At 45.6% G+C, this 21,047-nt stretch carries 19 protein-coding genes; 9 read left to right on the top strand and 10 right to left on the bottom strand.

Translation table 11 applies throughout. The annotated features are described in order from the left end of the window. Positions 1 to 16 precede the first annotated feature (16 nt). The 9 genes from NBH06_RS05590 (at position 17) to NBH06_RS05550 (ending at position 10,300) form a co-directional block, all read left to right on the top strand. Complete coding sequence (locus NBH06_RS05590) at positions 17 to 1,249, top strand: glycosyltransferase (RefSeq protein ID WP_021892670.1); 1,233 nt, start codon at positions 17 to 19, stop codon at positions 1,247 to 1,249. 14 nt (positions 1,250 to 1,263) lie between these two features. Continuing rightward, entirely contained in the window at positions 1,264 to 2,286 is a 1,023-nt protein-coding gene (locus NBH06_RS05585; RefSeq protein ID WP_008861603.1) for a polysaccharide biosynthesis protein, read from the top strand. Positions 2,287 to 2,297: 11 nt separating this feature from the next. Then, on the top strand, positions 2,298 to 3,446 hold the full coding sequence (locus NBH06_RS05580) for a polysaccharide biosynthesis C-terminal domain-containing protein (protein WP_250793230.1): 1,149 nt from the start codon (positions 2,298 to 2,300) through the stop codon (positions 3,444 to 3,446). 19 nt (positions 3,447 to 3,465) lie between these two features. Beyond that, positions 3,466 to 4,599, top strand: a complete 1,134-nt coding sequence (gene wecB, locus NBH06_RS05575) for a non-hydrolyzing UDP-N-acetylglucosamine 2-epimerase (RefSeq protein ID WP_250793228.1) — start codon at positions 3,466 to 3,468, stop codon at positions 4,597 to 4,599. Next, positions 4,568 to 5,821, top strand: a complete 1,254-nt coding sequence (locus tag NBH06_RS05570) for a glycosyltransferase family 4 protein (protein WP_008861606.1) — start codon at positions 4,568 to 4,570, stop codon at positions 5,819 to 5,821. The genes wecB and NBH06_RS05570 overlap by 32 nt, the downstream gene beginning before the upstream one ends. Continuing rightward, positions 5,814 to 6,215 (top strand): WbuC family cupin fold metalloprotein, encoded by a 402-nt coding sequence (locus tag NBH06_RS05565; protein ID WP_250793226.1) that lies wholly within the window; start codon positions 5,814 to 5,816, stop codon positions 6,213 to 6,215. The genes NBH06_RS05570 and NBH06_RS05565 overlap by 8 nt, the downstream gene beginning before the upstream one ends. Before the next feature lie 354 nt (positions 6,216 to 6,569). Beyond that, positions 6,570 to 7,139, top strand: a complete 570-nt coding sequence (locus NBH06_RS05560) for an RNA polymerase sigma factor (RefSeq protein ID WP_250793224.1) — start codon at positions 6,570 to 6,572, stop codon at positions 7,137 to 7,139. A 58-nt stretch (positions 7,140 to 7,197) separates the two neighbouring features. Then, complete coding sequence (locus NBH06_RS05555) at positions 7,198 to 8,163, top strand: FecR family protein (protein WP_195632484.1); 966 nt, start codon at positions 7,198 to 7,200, stop codon at positions 8,161 to 8,163. Positions 8,164 to 8,533: 370 nt separating this feature from the next. Next, the gene (locus NBH06_RS05550; protein ID WP_250793221.1) at positions 8,534 to 10,300 is read left to right on the top strand and encodes a SusC/RagA family TonB-linked outer membrane protein; all 1,767 of its coding nucleotides are present in this window, start codon (positions 8,534 to 8,536) and stop codon (positions 10,298 to 10,300) included. Positions 10,301 to 10,535: 235 nt separating this feature from the next. On the opposite strand, the gene NBH06_RS05545 is transcribed toward NBH06_RS05550, so the two are convergent. From NBH06_RS05545 to NBH06_RS05495, 10 genes are all read right to left on the bottom strand, one after another. Beyond that, positions 10,536 to 11,399, bottom strand: a complete 864-nt coding sequence (locus NBH06_RS05545) for a DNA adenine methylase (protein ID WP_250793219.1) — start codon at positions 11,397 to 11,399, stop codon at positions 10,536 to 10,538. Then, positions 11,396 to 12,034 carry a thymidylate synthase gene (locus NBH06_RS05540; protein WP_250793217.1) on the bottom strand — a complete coding sequence of 213 codons (639 nt, stop codon included), beginning with the start codon at positions 12,032 to 12,034 and terminating at the stop codon, positions 11,396 to 11,398. The genes NBH06_RS05545 and NBH06_RS05540 overlap by 4 nt, the downstream gene beginning before the upstream one ends. Before the next feature lie 66 nt (positions 12,035 to 12,100). After that, the gene (locus NBH06_RS05535; protein WP_250793214.1) at positions 12,101 to 12,343 is read right to left on the bottom strand and encodes a hypothetical protein; all 243 of its coding nucleotides are present in this window, start codon (positions 12,341 to 12,343) and stop codon (positions 12,101 to 12,103) included. Between the two features lie 196 nt (positions 12,344 to 12,539). Then, positions 12,540 to 12,728 carry a hypothetical protein gene (locus NBH06_RS05530; RefSeq protein ID WP_250793212.1) on the bottom strand — a complete coding sequence of 63 codons (189 nt, stop codon included), beginning with the start codon at positions 12,726 to 12,728 and terminating at the stop codon, positions 12,540 to 12,542. A gap of 17 nt (positions 12,729 to 12,745) precedes the next feature. Beyond that, on the bottom strand, positions 12,746 to 14,194 hold the full coding sequence (locus NBH06_RS05525) for a hypothetical protein (RefSeq protein ID WP_250793209.1): 1,449 nt from the start codon (positions 14,192 to 14,194) through the stop codon (positions 12,746 to 12,748). Between the two features lie 3 nt (positions 14,195 to 14,197). Then, positions 14,198 to 14,545, bottom strand: a complete 348-nt coding sequence (locus NBH06_RS05520) for a hypothetical protein (RefSeq protein WP_250793207.1) — start codon at positions 14,543 to 14,545, stop codon at positions 14,198 to 14,200. Then, positions 14,529 to 14,768: a hypothetical protein gene (locus tag NBH06_RS05515; RefSeq protein ID WP_250793205.1), complete on the bottom strand. Its 240-nt coding sequence runs from the start codon at positions 14,766 to 14,768 to the stop codon at positions 14,529 to 14,531. The genes NBH06_RS05520 and NBH06_RS05515 overlap by 17 nt, the downstream gene beginning before the upstream one ends. Positions 14,769 to 14,787: 19 nt before the next feature. Then, positions 14,788 to 16,068, bottom strand: a complete 1,281-nt coding sequence (locus NBH06_RS05510; RefSeq protein ID WP_250793203.1) for a hypothetical protein — start codon at positions 16,066 to 16,068, stop codon at positions 14,788 to 14,790. Positions 16,069 to 16,072: 4 nt separating this feature from the next. Further along, on the bottom strand, positions 16,073 to 20,536 hold the full coding sequence (locus NBH06_RS05505) for a tail fiber domain-containing protein (RefSeq protein ID WP_502800946.1): 4,464 nt from the start codon (positions 20,534 to 20,536) through the stop codon (positions 16,073 to 16,075). A 45-nt stretch (positions 20,537 to 20,581) separates the two neighbouring features. After that, positions 20,582 to 21,046 (bottom strand): hypothetical protein, encoded by a 465-nt coding sequence (locus NBH06_RS05495; protein ID WP_250793197.1) that lies wholly within the window; start codon positions 21,044 to 21,046, stop codon positions 20,582 to 20,584. Position 21,047 lies beyond the last annotated feature (1 nt).

Below are 21,047 nucleotides of genomic sequence, written 5' to 3'. Positions count from 1 at the left end.
TATTCCTTGTCAAAGTATGAGAGTCGCTTTTTTAATGGGGTTATTCCCGAAGGATAATCGGAATGAGATTATAAAGAATAGCCGGGGGCCGATACAATTCGCTGCGGATGCCTTAGAATGGGGTTATGTGAAAGGAATCAGTGAGCAAAATATTAAATGCGAGTTGTTTAATGCTCCGTTTATAGGCTCTTATCCTAAACGTTATGGAAAACCGTTCTATACATCGTATTCAAATGAAAAAATCTCGAAATGGGTAAATTTGACGAATGTCGGTTTTTGCAATTATACTGGATATAAATTGATTAGCCGATGGATTTGTATGAAGAGGTCGATAAGGAGGTGGTATGGTTCGTCCTACGGAGATACGACAGTTTTGATTGTGTATAGTATTCATACTCCTTTTCTGAAAGCAGCGGTAGATATTAAACGTAAATATAAGAATACTAAGGTTGTACTTATTGTTCCAGATTTGCCTGAATACATGGACTCTAAAAAATCGTTTATCCAATCGATTTTCCATCATATAAACAGGAGAATACAAAATAAGTTGTATGAAGATGTGGACGGTTATGTGTTATTGAGTAAATATATGCAGGAACGATTACCGGTAAAAGGTAAGGCCGTTTCGGTTATAGAAGGTATGTATTATTCGGAGTTCGACAACCATTTTCTCGACGGTGGGATTTGTATGGAACAAAGCGATGAAAAAATTCTTCTTTATACAGGGACGTTAGATGCTCGGTATGGTATAGTGACTTTATTGAGAGCCTTTATGATGTTAAAAAATCCTAGTTATCGGTTGGTCATTTGCGGTGACGGGGATTCTCGAAATACCGTTTTAGAATGTGTGAAGATGGATAATAGAGTTTCTTATAAGGGGCAGTTACCTCGGGAAGAGATTCTTGTGTTACAGCAAAAGGCGACACTATTAGTTAATCCTCGTACTTCCGAAGGGGAATTTACCAAATATTCGTTTCCCTCGAAAACTATTGAATATTTAGCTTCCGGTACGCCAGTTCTGTTGTATAAGCTCGCTGGTATTCCAGATGAATATTATGAATATTGTTTTACGGTGGAAGATAACTCGGACGAAGCATTGTCTAAAAAGATTGATGAGATACTGAATATGGATAGAGCGGTTTTGCGTTCATTAGGAATGAGGGCTCGAAAATTTATCTTGACAGAAAAGTCACCTAAGAATCAATGTAAAAAATTGGTCGATTTAATAGAAAGAATAGTCGAATCTTAATTTAATATATAATCATGTCTATTTTTAAAGATAAGATATTGCTTATTACCGGAGGAACAGGATCCTTTGGCAATGCTGTGTTAAAGCGGTTTTTGGATAGCGATGTCGGTGAAATACGCATATTTAGCCGTGATGAGAAAAAACAAGACGATATGCGGCATCGATTACAGAACCCGAAGGTTAAGTTTTATATCGGTGACGTGCGGGATAAGCGTAGTGTAGATAGCGCTATGAGTGGGGTCGATTATGTGTTTTCGGCAGCTGCCTTGAAACAGGTTCCTTCATGTGAATTTTTCCCTATGCAGGCTGTGCGTACGAATGTGTTTGGCACGGAGAACGTATTGGATTCGGCCGTGGAGCATGGTGTGAAAAATGTTGTTGTATTGTCTACCGATAAAGCGGCCTATCCCATCAATGCTATGGGAATAAGTAAAGCCATGATGGAAAAAGTGGCGATTGCCAAAGGACGCCAGTTGGGTGATTCTGCGACAACGACAATTTGTTGTACTCGTTATGGAAATGTGATGGCGAGTCGGGGATCTGTGATTCCGCTATGGATCGAGCAGATGAAAAACAATGCGGTAATAACGATCACGGATCCCAACATGACACGGTTTATGATGACGCTCGATGATGCTGTCGACTTGGTAGTTTATGCGTTTGAGCATGGCCGTAATGGCGATTTATTCGTACAGAAGGCTCCGGCGGCTACGCTGGTTACTTTGGCTACTGCGTTGAAAGAATTGTATGGCAAAGATACTCCCGTGAAAATTATCGGTACACGGCATGGGGAGAAGCTCTATGAAACTTTGGTTACTCGCGAGGAGATGGCGAGGGCAGAGGATATGGATAATTATTATCGTATTCCATGCGATAGTCGAGATTTGAATTACGATAAATTTTTTGTCGAAGGTAGCGAGGTAGTCTCTCAAATAGAAGACTATCATTCGCACAATACTCACAGACTCGATGTAGAAGAAATGAAACAATTATTGTTGAAGCTCGATATCGTACGGGAAGATTTGAATCTCAATTAGTGGATAGAATTATGATAAAGGTAGGCATTACCGGGCAGTCTGGGTTTGTCGGTACTCATTTATATAATACGTTGGGACTTTATCCCGGAGAATTTGAGAGAGTTCCATTCGAAGATGATTATTTTGTCGATGTAGAACGTCTGAAAACGTTTGTAAAGAGTTGTGATGTTATTGTACATTTGGCGGCGGTAAACCGTCATACTGATGCGCATGTTTTGTACGAGACGAATATGCGATTGGTAAAACAGCTAATCGAGGCTATGGAAGCGACAAATTCTCGTCCTTATGTTTTATTTTCGTCGAGCATACAAGAGGAACGGGATAATGAGTATGGCCGTAGTAAGAGTGATGGTCGTAAATTGTTGGAAGAATGGGCTGTGCGTAATGGGTCATCTTTTACAGGAATGGTAGTTCCCAATGTTTTCGGTCCGTTTGGGAAGCCTAATTATAATTCGTTCATAGCCACGTTCGGGTATAAATTGACTCACGGAGACTCTCCTACGGTATTACAAGACAATGAGGTAAATTTGATTTATGTGGGCAGTTTATGCCGTCATATTTGTGATAAAATAAGGGAAATGGGAGGTCGCACCATACCCTCGCTTGTCGAGCGGGACGATGTAGCCTGCGATTTCGAGATGAAGGTGAGTGAAGTTCTCGGTTTGTTTGAAAATTTCAAAAAATTGTATTTCGAGCAGGGAATTATTCCTCCTTTGAATAATATCCATGAAATGAATTTGTTTAATACATTTCGTAGCTATATTGATATGGAAAGCTATTTCCCGGTGAAATTGGTTCAACATACCGATGTACGAGGTAGTTTCGTCGAGACCGTAAAAATCGGGGTGGGTGGCCAAGTAAGTTTTTCTACCACCGTTCCCGGTGTTACAAGGGGAAATCATTATCACACTCGCAAGATGGAGCGGTTTGTAGTGATTAAAGGAAAAGCGAGAATTCAGCTCCGGAAGGTTGGAACAGACGAAGTACTGGATTATTATCTTAACGGGGAAGAACCGGCTTATGTGGATATGCCGGTGTGGTACACACATAGTATATCGAATATCGGCGATGAGATTTTATATGCTCAGTTTTGGATAAACGAATGGTATGATCCTACCGATAGCGATACTTATTTCGACCCGGTAGTGAAAGACGAGTGAAAAATCAAAATATAGATTTATGGAGCGATTGAAAGTCCTTTCGGTAGTAGGGACAAGACCCGAAATAATCAGATTGTCATGTGTATTGCAAAAATTAGATGCCAGTCCAGCCATAGAGCACGTATTGGTACACACAGGACAAAATTACGATTATGAATTAAACGAAATATTTTTTCAGGATTTAGGTCTACGGAAACCTGATTATTTTTTGAATGCGGCAGGTAATAATGCGACGACGACTGCCGGGCAGATATTGATTAATATAGATCCGGTTCTGGAAGAAGTTCGTCCGGATGCATTTCTTGTATTGGGCGACACGAATTCTTGCTTGTGTGCGATAGCGGCTAAAAAACGTCATATCCCTATTTTCCATATGGAGGCTGGAAATCGCTGTTTCGACCAGCGTGTTCCCGAAGAGAGTAATCGTAAGATTGTCGACCATATATCGGATATTAATTTGCCGTACAGCTCTATTGCCCGTGAATATTTGTTGAGCGAGGGAATCCCTTCCGATCGGGTTATCAAAACCGGAAGCCCCATGTATGAGGTGCTGAACAGGTATTTGCCTCAGATAAATGCCTCGTCTATTTTAGAGAATCTGGGATTGGAGAAGGGCAAATACTTTGTCGTGTCGGCCCATCGGGAAGAGAATATATCGAGCGAACGCAACTTCGGGAATTTGGTTAAGATTTTGAACGACATAGCTCAAACGTATGGTTTTCCCGTGATTGTGTCGACACACCCCCGTACTCGCAAGAAAATAGAAAGTGATGGCGTTGAATTTCAATCACTTATACGGATAATGAAACCGATGGGTTTTAGCGATTATAATAAATTGCAAATTAATGCCAAAACGGTAATCTCGGATAGTGGAACCATCAGCGAGGAGTCGTCTATTCTTAATTTTAAGGCTCTGAATATACGTGAAGCTCACGAGCGTCCCGAGGCGATGGAGGAAGCTTCGGTGATGATGGTAGGGCTTAACCCCGAACGGGTGATGCAGGGTTTGTCCGAATTGCAGAATCAGAATCTCGAAACTCGTAATTTTCGTCCGGTCGCAGACTATTCTATACCGAATGTTAGCGACAAAGTCGTACGAATTATTCTTTCTTACACCGATTATGTCAAAAGAGTCGTCTGGGGTGAAAGGTAAACGATGCTTGTTTTTGACCAATTATTTTTATCCCGAAGTTTTTCGAGGTAACGATATCGCTTTTGAAATGGTAAAACGAGGATATGAAGTTACTGTAATTACATGTATTCCCAATTATCCTCAGGGCCATTTTTACGAGGGATACGGATTGCGGAGCAGGCGGAGAGAAGTCGTCAATGGGGTAAATGTCATTCGTGTGCCGGTGATTCCTCGTGGAGACGGTAGGGCGATAAGAATGGTGCTCAATTATTTATCGAGTTTATTATTTTCTTGTATATACACATTAAGTATCGTTTGTCGTAAGAGATTCGACTTTATTTTTGTACAGGAATTGTCCCCGGCGTTTATCGGTATACCGGCAGTGCTTGCGAAAAAAATACGACGAATTCCTATTTATTTCTGGTTACTTGATGTTTGGCCAGAAAGTTTGGCTGCCGGAGGTATAACTAATAAATATATCGTTAAAATAGTTGATCGTATCATGCGTTACATTTACCGGCATTGTCGCAAAATTTTCATAGCGGCATCGGGCGTGAGGACATTGTTACAGCAACGAGGGGTAAAAAATGATTGTATAGAAGATTTACCCAATTGGGGAGAAGATGAACTTCGAAAATGTACTGTTGATGACGATGAACTGCCACATTTGCCAGATGGTTTTAAAATTATGTTTGCCGGAAATTTAGGTGAGGCGCAAAATCTTGAAAATGTGATGAGAGTAGCCGAACGTTTGAAAAATAATAAACATATACAGTGGATTTTTATCGGTGACGGGCGAAAGAAAAAATGGGTTATGTCGTTCGTTCAGAGTCGGGAGATGGGTGATACTGTACATTTTTATGACCGTTATCCCATTGAATATATGCCGGCATTTTTCAGAAAAGCCGATATTATGTTGCTTCCTCTTTGTGACAATAGCGCATTCAATGTGACGTTACCAGCGAAGATACAGGCTTATATGCTCAGTTCCAAACCTATTTTAGTCATGGCGAATGGTGAAGTACAAACGGTTGTAAAGAATGCTCGTTGCGGATATTATACAGGTGCAGATTCTATTGACAAGATGGTTCGTTTAGTCCTTTCCATTTCGAATTATTCAAATCAAGAATTGGAAGAAAAGGGTAGAAACGGATATAATTATTACCAGCGGCATTTTAAGAAAGAAAAATGTATGAACAATTTATTCGAAATTATTGAGAAGGGAGAACGAAGTAATGTCTGAGATATTGATTGATCATGTTTTACTCGATAGGGTGACAAAGGATGCAAAGGAAAGTCCTAGATTGCGTATGAATTATAACTTTCACGAATCGTTGTCGTCTCCTTCGCAACGTCTGCTTAATGCCCTTGAACCGGGAACCATTTTACCGATACATCGTCATAGGCATACGGCCGAAACTTATGTATTATTGCGAGGGCGTATGAGAGTTCTCTTTTACGATGACGACAAGAAGGAAATTAATCGCTATGAACTCGACCCGGCGGAGGGTACTTATGGGGTAAACATACCCCGGGGACAATGGCATACAATTGAGGTGGTATGTGCTGGTACTGTTATTTTTGAGGTGAAAGATGGTCCGTATATACCTATTGCTCCTAATGATATGTTAGAATAGACGGTCTAATTTTTAGAAAGGAAAACAAAAAGCCAACTTCAAAAGTTGGCTTTTTGTTTAATAAAGTATTTTGATTTTTAATTGATAAAATATTTTGTATTAAATAGTTATTTTTTATTTCTACTAATGATTCAATGTGAAAGTAGAATTTTTAGAGCTTGATATTAGAAAATTTTTAACAGTTGGGTATATATTTATCTTTATGAAAATAACTATCTTCGCTAAATAAGATCAATGATATTTATAAATAGAGATTGTTCAATTATAGTGTTGTGATTCGAAAGGATAGTTTTTATAGAGCAGCATGAAGGATTGAAAATATAGATTAAGAGGAGGCTGTAATTTGGTTATACCATGAATGAGGAGGAACTTGTATATCAATTAAAACAGGAATCTCAAGATGCATTTAATAGAATATATAATATGTATTCGGCTCGGTTATATGCATATTGTATGCAGTATGTTAAGTCGAGAGAAGATACCGAAGAAATTGTACAAGATGTATTTATTAAATTATGGATAAATAGACATAGTATTATACATGGCGAGCTCCTCAGCGCTTTTATTTTTAAAATAGCAAAGAATCAGATTATCAATAGGTATAAATCACGAATTAATTCATATGTTTTTGAAGAATATGTGAATTATTATAATGAAGAACAATGTTCTGTGAGCGATACTTCAGCTATTGTGGAATATGACGATTTCTGTAAATCTCTGAAAAAGGCTATGAAAAATTTGTCTAGTACTCAGAGGGAAGTGATTGAGTGTGTCAAATTAAACCAGATGTCTGTTAAAGAGACGGCTGTAAAACTTAGACTTAAAGAACAAACCGTAAAGAATGCTCTTTCAGCCGGATTGAAGGTTTTAAAGGAAATATTGAAGAAAAGTCTTGTTTTAATTCTTTTCTTTGTGTTAAAATAATTGAAATATTGATATAAAAAGACGTTTTTGTTGTCTTTATATAAACAGAGCGAGTTATATGGATTATTTAGAAGAAAAGTATAAAAGAAATTGTCTGACTCCGAAAGAATTGGAGGAACTTCAAAGGAAGGTAAGAGAAATGTCGGACGGGCAACTCGAAGATCGGTTATTTAAAGGCTGGCAAGAGGATATACTAGATGATAGTTCCGTTTCTGCTGAACGTTTAGCTATACTAAAACGCAAAGTAGATAAAAGCATTTTTCCAAAATATCGTACTAAAATGTTGATATCGTGGGGACGAATAGCAGCTGCAATCCTACTTCCAATCTTTGTTTTTGCTACATTTTATTTTTATCAAGAAACGCGTTCTTTGTCAAGTGGGGACGTTTTATTTTCTACATTTGCGGAAGAACATGCTAACTTGACTTTGCCAGACGGGACTAAGGTGACGATGAATTCGAATAGTTCCTTGACATATTCTCCCAAAGATTTTAATCGAGATGAGCGATGTGTGGATTTTAATGGAGAAGCCTATTTTAATGTAGCTAAAAATAAATCGGTTCCATTTGTTATTACTACAAAGGATTTAACCGTAAGAGTATTGGGGACTAAATTCAATTTACATGCATATGCTGGAAATGAAACTATGGAGGTTACATTGGAAGAGGGAGAGATATTAGTATCATCTCGAAAGGAAGAGAAGAAGTTGTTACCTAACCAAAAGGCTGTATTGAATTGTCAAGACGGTAGTATATTAGTATTAGAAGAGAAGAGGCCGGAGGATGCATCTGTATGGAAAAATAACGAACTAGTTTTTATTGACGAACAGTTGGAGAATGTAATAGTAGCTCTTGAAGAAAATTATAATATTAGTATTCATATAAAGGGGTTAAATATAGACAGTGATTTGTTTACTGGAAAAGTGCCTTCTAACGATTTGCTTAATGCATTGGAAATATTGAAATATTCTTATCACATGGATTATCGTGTCGATGCGAAAGATATTTATTTTTCCAAGAAATAATTCTTGGAAAGTTTCGATTCGTTCGGATATTGTTATTTATGCTCCTCTGTTTTGATAGTTCCTTTTTAGGAACTACGAAATGAAGAGAATACCCGATTCAAATTTTTGAATCGGGTATTCTCTTTTTAGTATAAACTCGAAATATTGCAAATATTTATATGTAAAAATAATACCATTAATGAGATAGGAGTCTCGACCAATACTAGAACTTGATTACAACGCAAGAATAAAGTATAATATTTGTTTTGGATATTTTTTTTCTTCTGGTAAAACATGTTTTTAAACATGCTTTTTTAAAAGTACTTTTTTATTAGCGTGTTGTCTTTCTATATAAATATTAAGAAAAACCATAAAAAACAATTCAAGGTTTATGAAAAAAATCATAAAACATCGATTAAGACAGTTTATCTTATTATTCTTTTTTATAGGTAATGTAGGTATGCTGGCTGCTCAGAGTCAAAGAGTGACTATTGAGCTGAAAAATGCAACTCTAAAAGAGTTATTTTCTATTGTTGAAAAACAAACTTCGTACAGGTTTGCTTATAGAAATGTAGTGCTTGACGAGAGTAATGATGTTTCTATCTCTGTCAAGAATAAGAGTGTTCCAGAAGTTTTAGACGAAGTTTTTAAAAACAAGGGTTTGGATTATAATATAGTATCGGATAAATCGATTGTTGTTTTCGATAAGCGTCCGAACTTAGGTAAAAGCAGTCGTGAGCAGGTGACTGTCAAGGGGATTGTTTATGACGAAACAGAAGTTCCTGTAATTGGAGCTAATATCGTTGTGAAAGGTGCTAATGTGGGTACTGTTTCGAATATCGATGGAAAATTTTCTATCAATGCTCCAGCCGATGGTGTCTTGGAGGTTTCATATGTGGGATATAATAAAGAGGAGGTGGAAATCAACGGTCGTACGTCGTTGCGCATAGATATTCGTCCCGTTGTGCTGGACGAGGTCGTTGTAGTGGCTTATGGTACACAGAAAAAGTCCAGTGTGACAGGTGCGATTGATGTTATTTCTTCGAAAACGATTGAGCAAGTCCCGGTTTCTAATATAGCTTATTCTCTTCAAGGAACGGTTCCCGGATTGATTATCACGGATAATGGGGGTAAACCTGGATCTACTCCTTCGCTGAATATTCGTGCAATAGGAACTATGAGTTCTACCGAACCATTGGTTATTATAGATGGTGTTCCAGCTGGATTAGGGGACTTTTATGCATTGAACTCCACGGATGTGGAATCCGTTTCTGTTTTGAAAGATGCTTCTTCTGCAGCTATTTATGGGTCGAGAGCATCCAATGGCGTTTTATTGGTAACGACAAAGAAGGGTAATAAGGATAAAAATCCGACGGTAGATATTTCATATACAGCCTCAATGCAGACTCCGACAAAAGTTCCTGAGTTAAATAATTCGTGGGATTATGCTATGTTGGTTAATGAGTCTTACGTTCAGGCTGGTGGAAATCCTTTATATACCGATGAAGAAATACAAATGATGCGAGATGGCAGTAACCCGGATTATTATGCTAATACGAATTGGTGGAAATCGGCAGTAAAGTCCAATGACAGTATGCATCAAGCTAATGTGCGGGTAAGTGGTGGAACTGCAAAATCTGCTTATATGATTTCTGGCGGTTATACTTCGCAACAAGGGTTGGTTCAGTTTACCGATTTTTCCAAATATAATGCCAGAGCCAATGTAAGTACTCAGATTGTGGATAATTTTGACGTTATGGCTGGTGTATCCTATTATAGAAGCAATAGTAAAGAGCCTGATCATTATAGCGATTTTTTTGAAGCTGTTTTAAATATGCCTCCTTATTTACCAGTTAAGCGGGCGAATGGAGATTGGGGACATTTAAACAATGAAGATACGAACCCGGTTGCTTGGATTACAGAGGGAGGACATACCAAAAGTTATGATAATAATCTTCTTATGAATGGTATGGCGAATTGGGAGATTATTCCCGGACTTCGTGCTAAGGCTCAGTTTTCGTGGAATTTATGGGAGGTAGGTAGTTCTAGTATTTACAAAACTATTACGTTTGTTAATGAAGATGGTAGCCATAAATATAGTAATGATCCGAATAGTGTGAGTCGTTCAATGACAGAAAGAAGCCAGACTACTTTATAATCCGCAAAACGAAATGTTCCAGCGTTTTAAAACAAAATGTTCTTTTCTACAAAACGAAGCGTACCTCTGTAAATCTTTTTTCCTACCCTAATTGGCACAAAAAAGCACCGAAGAAATATGTTTTTTTCGGTGCTTTTTATTGCTCAGTCTTTTGGCTATCTCACCAAAAATCACTAACTTTAAACAAATATATCATATTCGGTTTTAATGCTATTTTAATACCGTTAAAACGACGTTATATTATACCGCCGGAATCGTGGGCGCGGCATCGCTTATATAGCATTATGTCCGTATACGTGGCGTTGTAGTTTATGTGTGCGTTAAACTCAGATTTCATGCAACCTTTAAATGGATTGCCGAGGCTTTGGTTCTTTCCGATCCACTCGCATAGTTCGAGTATGGAGGATTTATTGGAGGTAAAATAGATGAAGGAATGGCCGGTAAGAACCGTCAGCACGTCGAGGTAATCGGAGAGCTTCCAGTACATCGTATAGGTACCCACTTCGGTGGAGAGATAAGGCGGGTCGACCAGAAACACCGCACCGGGCGTATCCTTGTACTCATTGAACACCTCCCGATAATCCCGAGAGGTGATTTCCAGCCCTTCCAAATAATCGGGACATTCCGGATAATCGTTTTTGCGGATATTGTTATAGAGGGTGTCTTTCCGCATCTCTGAGACGCTCAGCTTATACTTCATCGAAAACATAATGGAGGCAGAGAGCGTGATAAAATCGACATACCCATTTTCGCGCTCCTCTTGCGATATGCGTTCAAAGATGCGCTCCCGAATCTCGCCGGTAATCGCCTTACCCCGGGGCACGGCGTCACCGACAATCGCCCGAATATCGGCGATCAATCGATTGGTGCGCAGTATGTTTTCAAGCCGCTTTCGGTAGTTGTCGAAATCGTTGTACACCACGGTGGCGTTCGGCTTGCACCGCTTGGCGATGTGGGAGAGCAGGCCGGAACCTCCGAACAGGTCGACGAATGTGGCATCGTCGGGAAACTGTTTCAGAACTTTTATAAACTCGCGCGCGAACATGCGCTTCTGCCCTACGAACGGGAGCGGGGCCGATAGATACATTTTCTTTTTCATACGTTCAGGTCAAATTTGATATTTTCGTTGCCGGCGAGCAAATCCCGTGTACGGGCGATGTTATTGTCGTAGATGTGCACGTTGCCGAGGTTGAGGGTGACAGATTGCAGGGGCAAATCGATTTGCCGGGACATCAGGTACAGGTGGTATATGTCGGCCGGAAGTCCGAGGTTGGCATCGGAACTGCGCTGGTAGGCTGACAGCACCAGCTCGCCGCCGTCGATTTGAAATTGTACGAGGCTGAGGCACGGGGCTTGATTGGTCTCCGCGCCGGTGGATCCAAGGAACAGCACATAGTTTTTGCTGCTGCGCTTCTCCCGGTTGATTCTGTCGATGAGTGGCGGCAGCTTCTCGAAGTAGGTGGGGTAACTGTTCACCAGCGTATGGCCGCAGTAATCCCACCAGCTGATACCCGCCTCCCGGTATTTCTCCACACTACGCTCACCGTTCATAAAGAGCCGCAGTTCGTCCCTGAGCTTGCGCCGGGCGATATTATGCCCCTCGAAGATGTCGAGCAGGTCGGCCGGAGTCAGCGAGAGCGACTCGTTAAGCAGGTAGCGGCTCGTGCCTTTCCTGCCGGTTTGCGTCTTGCCGTCGATGAGGATTCTGTCCAGTAACCGATAATATTTGTTCATGGCGTGTCATTTTTTGCCGGCAAAGGTATCGCTCCGCCCCCGCCATGCCATGAGAAGAGCGGCGCTTCACACTGCAAGGAGGTTACACTCCGCCTTCAATCGCCGGATAAGGTCATATACCGTTCGCTCGCACACCCCGTACTTATCGGAGAGCGCGGCCACAATATAGGTGATTTTCTCGCCATCGGCCAGCAGCCGGTTGTAGTCGTTGAACAAGTCGATATATCGGATATCATCAAGACGAATGCCCGCATCGCAACAGAATTTCAATAGTTCCCGGTTTAATTTCAGTATCTCAATTACTTTCATTCTCCAAAAAAATAGTACATTTGCAATATCTCACTTACATACACATACAAAACAGCCACAAGTGTAGTCTGGGTATTTGCCCCCGGCTACGCACTTGTGGCGTGTATGTGTTAATATGTAGGTGAGATGACTATTGACAGGCCGGGGGCTTTCTTTTTTATCCCCGTCCTCTTTCTTGACTTTCCGTGCTTTATTCCTACGTATCCATATTAGTATCCTTTTTCTCGTTAAACACTCGTTCCAATTCTCTTGCCTCCGCCTCGGGGAGTTCCTCCCAACCGCTCAGGTCGGCGCCGTCCGGAGCGGAAACCCGGTCAGTAACGGAAAGGGAGCCTTCTTTTCGGGACACTAACAGATATCCCTCTTTCGCTTTTTTCGTTTGCATGTATCTCTCTATTTGCTTTACCCTACGATTATCCAGTTTTTATCCGTGGCGATCTGCCGTTCCTCTTCCGTCAGTTCCTCCGCGCCGGGATTCCCTGTGATGTCGATTTGGCGAGTCGTCCCTCCCGAGAAGTCAGGCAGTAGCTCGAACAGTTCCACCAGTCCTTTCCGCTCGAATCGGCAATATTTGATATTGATATGATTCGCATCGCCTTTCAGGTCGAACGGGCTGTCCGGGTGAAACACCAACCGGCTTATCGGTACCCTGCGACGGGTATCCGTGCCGGGAAAGCTGACCCTACGCATCTTCGCATACGGGAAATTCACCTCTGTCAGGCGTAGCGAATAGCACCCTGAGAAGATGTCCCAGCAGTCCACATTCTCCACATTCTTGCCCAAGTCTCCCGGAAAGTTCTCCACTTCTTCCAACAGGGTACAGCTAATGGCGAATCGGATTATGTTTTTACAGTTCGCCAGACTGTCACCCGGCTGAAATTCTATCCGCCGAATATTCGAATACGAAATAAAATCGGTCATTTGAGTACATCGGTCGTACAATTTCGGCATGCGCAACACTTCCAAGAACCTCGTGTTGTTCGCTATGCTACTGATACCGGTACGGTTCGGATTCGAATTGTAATTCGTACTACTCAACTCGCAAGTGCTGAAATCCAACACTTCCCGGTCGATTCTCGAATTGCCCAGATACGAGACATTGGCAAAATACCGACAACGTTCAATCCGAAACGGGAAATCGAAATACGAAGCCGGGACAGGGCTTCCGATCAGATATTCCACTCTCGCCTTCTCGTTGTACCTCACCTTTTTGACCGAGTAAATCAAGCCGAAACTTACAGGCTTCCACACTTCGTCGCCCTTCACCCGCACATATTCGAGCAGCGGATGGATATATTCCTCCGATACGGTCACTTGGAATTTCAAACCTTCCCCTATGCAAAGTGCGACGATCCCGTTTCGCCCGTCGATGTCCAATGTATTGTAGCTATTGTTCCCGTATCGGGAAAATGTGAGCCCGCCATATATATCGGAAGTGGTATCGGCATCTATATCCACCAGCCAGAACTCCCGGCCCCGGCTGTCCGGACGACCAGTTCCCCGAACGAACTTGTGGTGCGAGGCTCTTCCCCACCGGTTTAAAATATCCTCGCTCTCGCCATCTCCCCAGTCCACTTTTCCCTCCACATAGGTTTGGGAAAAACAGATATCGTAATCTCCTTCGTCAAAGCTGTAACAGACGGCCCAGATATGCCCTGCCGGGCAAGATTCCAAATCCGGCCACAAAGGGTCGGGGTGATACGCCGGCATCCGCTTTATGCGCACCTCCACCGGCACGCTTACCGTCTCTTTCACCGCGACGGCCTCCGGCACGACGATTTGCTCTTTTACCGCGACGACATCCGGCACAATTATCCGCTCTTTCACCATCACGTAATCGCACTTCTCCATACCTCATACGATTTTAATATTCGTTTCGTCCTCACCGCCATACTCCCAGACTCCGCTCGCGAAATCGGAGTCGGTACGGCAATAATGCCTTTCTACGGTAAGGATTCCCTTGCGGAAAGTGTTCGGCTCGAATACGGCTATCAGCTCGCCGTCTCGAAGGACACAATTCACCCGCTTGTCACCCTCCTGCGAGACTTCGCACGTCCGGCCGTATTGATCCCGATAGATGAAGCGGAATTTCAGTCCCTCCACATCGATGGGGGAACCATTCATATCTGAAAACTCCAAACCGGCCTTAATACCTTCCCACGAGTATTTCTCTTCGTACTTTTTGTCACTCATCGCTGCCATCGGATAATGCGTTGAACATTTTTTCCACCAGAGCTTTCGTTTCCTCGACCGTGGAGGTCATGGAATATACATTCATGTTAAAACTGCCTTGCCCGACAGTGACATGGCCTTTTTCCGCACCGTTTTCCATAATTCGGTAATTGACCGCTTGCAGGGTTTCCACAGTCTCTTTTCCGTTGAACGAACGGCTGATGTTTTCGCTGATTTTGACTAATTCAATCATGATGCTTGTATTTATAGGATTATAATATGGTTACTTTCACTTCTGTCTCGGGCAACGAATCCATGACCTTGTCGACCACCTGTCCGGTAGAATCGACAGGGCGCACCCTTGCGTACACGGTATATGTATATGTTCCGGGCAGTGGCCGTGAGGCGGTCAACTCCTGTATGGTCACATTGATTTGAAACACAAGATTCGACCGGTACGTGAATACATATTTATATGAGCCGCCACCTTTCATGACAATCTCGAATTCGTATTTCGAACCGGCAGGAGGATTCCCGTTCGGAAAGCTGAAACGAAGAGCGATGGCGGCTGTTTGGTAAGTCCCGTGCAATCCGGCCAATCCGATGAGCTTGCAATATACATATTCACTGCTGACCTCGGCTGTCATGGCTATCGATGTGGGTATGGGGAAATAATCCGCCACGGTGATCTGTTTGTCGACCCCTGTCCAGTATTCGAACGACTTCTTATCGATAAGGAACAACGTCACCTTCAAGTTCACCCCTACTGAATCCTCCCCCGGAAATGTGTCGCTTTGTCCGACAGGAAGTATCGGCGGAGTAGTACTGTCACTGAAAAATTTTACCTTGAAAGCAGAGTACCACACATTGCCCACCCGCAAGGTGGTTACGGTGTTTGTAGAGGTATTTGTCAGCAATCGGGCGAAACTGCTTCCATTTCCATCGGTTGCCAAAATGGCCGGATAATAATCGCCGATACTCTTGTCGGAGGCCAGCGACAACCATGATTCGACGGGTACGCCGGTAGGATTCACCGAAGTATCGTAATAGTTGATGTCGACAAAAAGATACGGCACGTCCGCACTGATTTCGTCAATTTTACTTCCGGTAAGATTAGGTTCCGCATTGTAGTCGTAGCCGTCGAAATCGCTCAGGCGGCAAAAATCCGTCCCCGGGTGCGGATAGGCGACATAATCGAAAGAGGTGTCATGGATAGCGACGATATTCGTGCCGTGCGGTATCGTGGCTTTCAAGCCATAGCGTATGCCTTGATTCTTATCCGTTTCGCTTCCTTCCCACTGGTCGATATATGTCGTGACCCCGCCGGATTGCTGAGGATAGTTGTCGGATAGCGGCGCGGCCTGCGGATAGCGCACGGGTTTATGACGACTCCATTTGTTGATACGTCCCGGACGGCCACCCTGCAACAGGGGGCGTTCGAGAGCAACGATGTCGGCCACGTCCCATACCCCGTTTGCCGGGTATATTCCCAGCAGGTTATAGGGGTCGGTTATCGCTACTGGGGCTACGATCTTGTTTTTATCGATGGACATACGCTCATTCTCCTCCTTTCCCTTTTAATTCGGACAATTCCTTTTTCAATCGTTCTATATCTCCCATAAGGGCTTTAACCAGACGGGCTGTCTCCTGCGTCGCACCGGCGATGGTGTTGATATAGTCGGGCGACAGGTAGTTCAGAGCCCCGTAACCGTCCCCCGTTTCGTAGGCCATCGATGGCAATACCTCTTTCACCTTTTGATAGATCAGACCCGTATGGGCTTCCCCGTCCACACCGCCCTTGTTACGCTTCCGTGCTTTTTCGGTGTATCGGAAATCGCATACCCTGCCCATCGCCAAGAGGCGGTCGGTATAACTTCGGGTATAGTCGAAATCCCACTTCAAACGCATGTCCGAAGTCGTTAGAGCGGTGACCGAGCCTTGTGCCGAGATATTGCCTTGCGACGATATATCCCCCTTGGCTGTTATGATACCGTCCGACGTGACACTCTCCTTTGACCTTATGTTATTTGTCGCCACAATCCTTCCGGCGGAAATGGATACAGACTTACTACCGGTCGAAAGGTTTATACTCGTAGCCCTGATTACATTCGCTCCATCGATGTCTCCATCCATCGTTATATCCCGAACTCCCGACAGACTTCCGGACACATCGTTCGTTCCGTTAAATGGATTTCCCCAAAACAGGCGATAGTTCTTGAGCCTGTCAGCTGCGATGGAATCGTTATCCGTCAAGGCGACAGACGGGGTAACCACGGTCAGCTTGCTTACGCCGACTGCCGGCATGGGAGACAACGATATGCTATCCACACAGTTCTCGCAAGTCCCGTTCAATGCCCCGTATGTGTTATAGACGAATATGGAGCAGGTCTGGTAATCCGTCTTGGCCGAAACCCAAAAACACACGTGTCCCCCGTACAAGAACACCTTCACGTCACCCAAATCGTCACCGAAATGCGTACCGGCCGTAGCCGTAAACTCGACATCATTCGGGGCATAATTGTACGCCTGTACGATCGTATTGATAATTCGTCGGCTATAATATCCATTTCCAATCAAATGCAACGTCAACATAGCCGCCTCGGCCTCCTCGACTTTCGTGCGAATCAGCCACCCGTTTCCGGTGGCTGTCTCATACATGCCGCCCCTTTTATACAGGAAAGCCCCGTTGTCAAGCCCGTTCAACTTTTTCGCATTGTCCGATTCGACCGAACGCCCGACTGTCAGCCCCGTATATGTACCGCTCACGTTGTTTATCTCCGAGAGCGAATAAGTTGGCTTGTTCGGCTGCCGCACCCAATCGTACAGGGTTATGCCTTTGGTGACAACGATGTTACCGCCCGTTTTGCTGACGGCCGTCACCACATTGCCTGTACCTATCGTAGATGCGCCGGCGTTGGCGAGTTCCCAAATCTCGTTGATGGTGTAGGCGTTGAAAGTCTCCGTCATCGTGGTGTTGTCGAACACCCCGCCCAGATCGTCGAACCCATGAACGAGCTTGATAAGCCCTTCTCCGCCACCGCCTCCCCCTTCGAGGCTGCCGAGACCGAGAGCCGAGAGGCTGCCGGTGGTATAGAGGCTTATCGGTTCCCCGTTTTTCGAGTCGTACACTTTAATGGCCTTGTTGGCGGCGTCCCATACCAGCGTCGCCCCGCCGATGGTAACGCTATGGTTGACATCGATGTCGGTCATGGGCACGAGGGGCGTGACATCGAGCAGTTTCCCGCTCTCCGAATCTTCATTAAGCTGAAAGATGTTGAGATAGGCGTCGATGAGTTTGTCGCCGAAGTAGAATGCCCCGAGGTTGGTGTCGATTTTCCCTTTCTTGTCCCACCGGATATTGCCGGCGGCCAGATAGCCCGTGCCGTCCATGCGGATCAGGGCCGTGGCCTCGTTGCCGGCAAGGCCCTCCTTTTCGACGTATTTCCCGGATTCCTCGTCATAGACAAAGCGGTCAACGGGGTCTCCGCCCGCCCAATAGGAGATACTGCCGGTTCCCCGGTCGAGACCGCTCACGCCGCTCATGACGACATACTCGCCTTCGGGAGTGCGGTAGCCGAGCTGCACGAGACTCGTGGCGATGACCCCCCCGTCGATGGCGGTGTCGTTACGGAAGGCTTCTTTGAGGTATTCGCGCTCTTCGAGGGCCTTGTCGAGGTCGTCGTAGTGCTCGGTAATGAATTTGCCCTTGATTCGGAGAGTTTTGGTTGTCGAATCGTAGAGCAGATAGGTGCTTTGGTCGGGGACACCGACGGCAAAGTCTCCGAGGACTTTGAGGAAAGCCCGGGCGGTGGTCTTGTCGAATCCCTGACTGATGACCTCCTTGCCCTGCAAGGTGTAGGAGTCGATACCCTGCAACAGCTTGATGCCGGGGGAGTCGATGGCGACAGAGGAGATGATGACGGCGTTCTGTCGCCCGGGCTCCTCGCTGCCGCCCACCACCGGGTCGTACCCCAGCTGGATAAGGGCGTCCCCGGCTACGGGGATATCCGAGCCGGTATCGGCATCCGTCTTGGAGAGGTCGACGTAGTTGTCGCCGACCCCGACCACCTTTCGCCAGTAGTAGCGGGGCTTTAATGCCTCCGTCCGGTCGACCGCCCGGCAGATGGCCATATCCCCCACGATGAAGTCGTTTTCCGAATCGATTTCACCATCGTCCGCATAACAGCGGTAATACGTTTCGAACTCCTCTACCCGGAAAAGGTGGGCGAAGGAGGCAGAACTGACGATATACTCCCCGGCAATATGGGTGACCTGGTTGACCTGCGTCTCCTGTATGGTCGCCTTCTTTCGGATAAAGATGTTGTCCGCTTCGATATAGGTGTTGCCCTGTTCATCGGTTCTGAACGTTCCGCCGCTTACGAGGGAGGAGTAAACTCCGATGTCCAGCCCCTTGGCGAAGGTGATTTTCTCCTGGGCGGTGTCGGGCCGCAGGCGGCTGAGGGCCTCTTTCAACGTCCGACGGGCGCTGAACACGTTGTTGTCGGTGGGCAGGGTGTTGTCCCAACTCCGTATGAGGTCAGGGAACGAGCCCGCCGTGGCCTCCCGCACATAATTCTCCACGGCGGTGATGTTGTCGTTGATGGTCGTCATCGCGCCGGTGCTCGTGGCGTCGCTGATCTCGAGGTCCATCTGCGAGGGGAGGTTCACCTTCCGGGTGATTTTGGTGATACGGCTGCTGCGGAAACCGGTCTCGGGGAAATATTTGTCGCTTTCGAGCCTCACCCGGCGCCCCACATAGAGGTCGATGGCGTGATCTTCGATATAGACATGGTCGGTCGGTGCCTTGTAGCGACTCACGTCGACGGCATTCTCTTCGTTATACTTATCGACGGCCTCTTTAAACTCCTGTTCGGCCAGCGGGTAATACTCGTCCGGCATGCGGATATTCCACAAGATGTACTTGTCGCCCGCCTTGGGACACAGCGTGTCGTTGGGGAGTTGGGTGTCGTCGTCATAGGGCCAGATGGTGATGATCTCGAACTCCTTATTGTCGCTGTCGTAGTTAACTTCGAAGTAATAGGTCCCGTCCTCCTCGTCGCCCAGCCCCGCCAGTTCCGAGCCCTCCTGAAAGGACACCCGCTTGACCAATTGGGGTAGTTCGTAGTCGTTTGGGTCGAAGTCGAGTGAGTCGTCCTTGAAATACCAGATTGTAAATGGATTGCCTTCCTCGTCTTTCGTCTCTTCCTTGCGCACCGAGCTCACGGTACCGACGCGTCTGGGATAGATGTCGGCGAAGGCGTCGGCCTCGTAGTGATGCCACACGCCGTATTTGTCGACATTCACATCGACATGCTTTGCACCGCCGGGGAGTTGAAGGCGGGAGTGTCCGTATTTCTCCGGGTCGATGTTGCGGGTGCTGCCCACCGGGTAGAGCCGGGTGTAGAACTTGGCGTTGTCGGCCATGTCGCCGCTCAGCGAGAGCAAGCCCTTGCCGTAGGCCAGCGTCACCTCTTCGCCCTGCTCGCAGCGGCAGATGTTGACGGTCTGTCCCTCGACCCACCATTCGGCGCGGTGTCCGACTTTCTCGGCCACCTCTTTGAGCGCCTCGTCGCAATATTTCCCGAAATAGTCGATGACGATGTTGTCGGTACCCTCTACCGTGCCCACCTTCCAGTCGGTTGTCCCCATGCCGTTGTTGATGCTCTTGACAATCAGGGCAACGTGGTCTCGCGGCGGGGCGGTCAAGGTAAAGACCGGCTCGTCGTCGCCGTCCGTGTCGTTGATGACCAGGAATCGCTTTACCAGGCTTTCGATGCCGTAGAGCTTGATGGCATATTTCCACTCGACTGTCGACGTTTGCTCGGGGTGATAACGCTCCATAAGCCAGTACCGCCGCCCCATGAACTCGGCGTAGTCGTTGACGTCCAGCGCTACATGTTCGTATAGGACGAACGACAGGTTGAGCACGTTGTCGCCCTGCAACTCCATCTCCTGCGTCGAGTTGTCGTCGCAGGGAACCTGCGCCTTCGCTATGCCGTCGCTGCCATAAATCGTTATCATCTCGTATGCTGTTTTAAGGTCGTTTTAATGCTGTTATAAGTTCATTCAAATAGCCGGGGAAGGCTCGCGGAATGTCACATAGAACCGGCTGGCCTGCTTGCCCACCTTCCAGAGATAAGTGAGCGGCTCGTAATCGCTCGCCTCCTTGTAAAAGACGCGAAGAGTCATGTCAAGGTCGGGAAAATTGATGTCGAGCCAGCCATCGTCGCCCTGCTTCAGCATGGAGATGAACGCCCGGTACTGCGACAACCAGGCTTCCCGGGTATTGGCATAGAGGGCAAAGTAGAGCTTCACATCGCGCGCCTGGTTTTTTACGTCGAGTACAGCCGAGTATTTCTCACCATTCTCCTCGCGTATATCTACTGCCACATGGGTTTTCGTTTTGGCCGGTGCCATGATGGCTTTCAGGTTGTTGCGGTCGCCCCGCTTCTTCTCGACCAGGAAAGCGCCATACTCTTTCCAAATGTCGACCCCGTTAATAATGACCTTACCTCCCAATATTGCGTCCATA

It is taken from the genome of Barnesiella sp. B2-R-119 (genome assembly GCF_023656675.1).
In the GTDB taxonomy this organism is placed as follows: Bacteria; Bacteroidota; Bacteroidia; order Bacteroidales; family Barnesiellaceae; genus Barnesiella; species Barnesiella intestinihominis.
Note: the sequence above shows the minus strand (reverse complement) of the source record. Positions and strands in the feature narration are given on the sequence as shown.

What these genes read in the sequence shown, in the direction of transcription:
- NBH06_RS05545 (WP_250793219.1), bottom strand. Translation starts at nt 11,399, where the DNA reads ATGAAAAAGAAAATGTATCTATCGGCCCCGCTCCCGTTCGTAGGGCAG.
- NBH06_RS05585 (WP_008861603.1), top strand. Translation starts at nt 1,264, where the DNA reads ATGTCTATTTTTAAAGATAAGATATTGCTTATTACCGGAGGAACAGGA.
- NBH06_RS05565 (WP_250793226.1), top strand. Translation starts at nt 5,814, where the DNA reads ATGTCTGAGATATTGATTGATCATGTTTTACTCGATAGGGTGACAAAG.
- NBH06_RS05580 (WP_250793230.1), top strand. Translation starts at nt 2,298, where the DNA reads ATGATAAAGGTAGGCATTACCGGGCAGTCTGGGTTTGTCGGTACTCAT.
- NBH06_RS05590 (WP_021892670.1), top strand. Translation starts at nt 17, where the DNA reads ATGAGAGTCGCTTTTTTAATGGGGTTATTCCCGAAGGATAATCGGAAT.
- wecB (WP_250793228.1), top strand. Translation starts at nt 3,466, where the DNA reads ATGGAGCGATTGAAAGTCCTTTCGGTAGTAGGGACAAGACCCGAAATA.
- NBH06_RS05535 (WP_250793214.1), bottom strand. Translation starts at nt 12,343, where the DNA reads ATGAAAGTAATTGAGATACTGAAATTAAACCGGGAACTATTGAAATTC.
- NBH06_RS05510 (WP_250793203.1), bottom strand. Translation starts at nt 16,068, where the DNA reads ATGTCCATCGATAAAAACAAGATCGTAGCCCCAGTAGCGATAACCGAC.
- NBH06_RS05570 (WP_008861606.1), top strand. Translation starts at nt 4,568, where the DNA reads ATGTCAAAAGAGTCGTCTGGGGTGAAAGGTAAACGATGCTTGTTTTTG.
- NBH06_RS05540 (WP_250793217.1), bottom strand. Translation starts at nt 12,034, where the DNA reads ATGAACAAATATTATCGGTTACTGGACAGAATCCTCATCGACGGCAAG.
- NBH06_RS05515 (WP_250793205.1), bottom strand. Translation starts at nt 14,768, where the DNA reads ATGATTGAATTAGTCAAAATCAGCGAAAACATCAGCCGTTCGTTCAAC.
- NBH06_RS05520 (WP_250793207.1), bottom strand. Translation starts at nt 14,545, where the DNA reads ATGGCAGCGATGAGTGACAAAAAGTACGAAGAGAAATACTCGTGGGAA.
- NBH06_RS05495 (WP_250793197.1), bottom strand. Translation starts at nt 21,046, where the DNA reads ATGGACGCAATATTGGGAGGTAAGGTCATTATTAACGGGGTCGACATT.
- NBH06_RS05530 (WP_250793212.1), bottom strand. Translation starts at nt 12,728, where the DNA reads ATGCAAACGAAAAAAGCGAAAGAGGGATATCTGTTAGTGTCCCGAAAA.
- NBH06_RS05505 (WP_502800946.1), bottom strand. Translation starts at nt 20,536, where the DNA reads ATGATAACGATTTATGGCAGCGACGGCATAGCGAAGGCGCAGGTTCCC.
- NBH06_RS05525 (WP_250793209.1), bottom strand. Translation starts at nt 14,194, where the DNA reads ATGGAGAAGTGCGATTACGTGATGGTGAAAGAGCGGATAATTGTGCCG.
- NBH06_RS05555 (WP_195632484.1), top strand. Translation starts at nt 7,198, where the DNA reads ATGGATTATTTAGAAGAAAAGTATAAAAGAAATTGTCTGACTCCGAAA.
- NBH06_RS05550 (WP_250793221.1), top strand. Translation starts at nt 8,534, where the DNA reads ATGAAAAAAATCATAAAACATCGATTAAGACAGTTTATCTTATTATTC.
- NBH06_RS05560 (WP_250793224.1), top strand. Translation starts at nt 6,570, where the DNA reads ATGAATGAGGAGGAACTTGTATATCAATTAAAACAGGAATCTCAAGAT.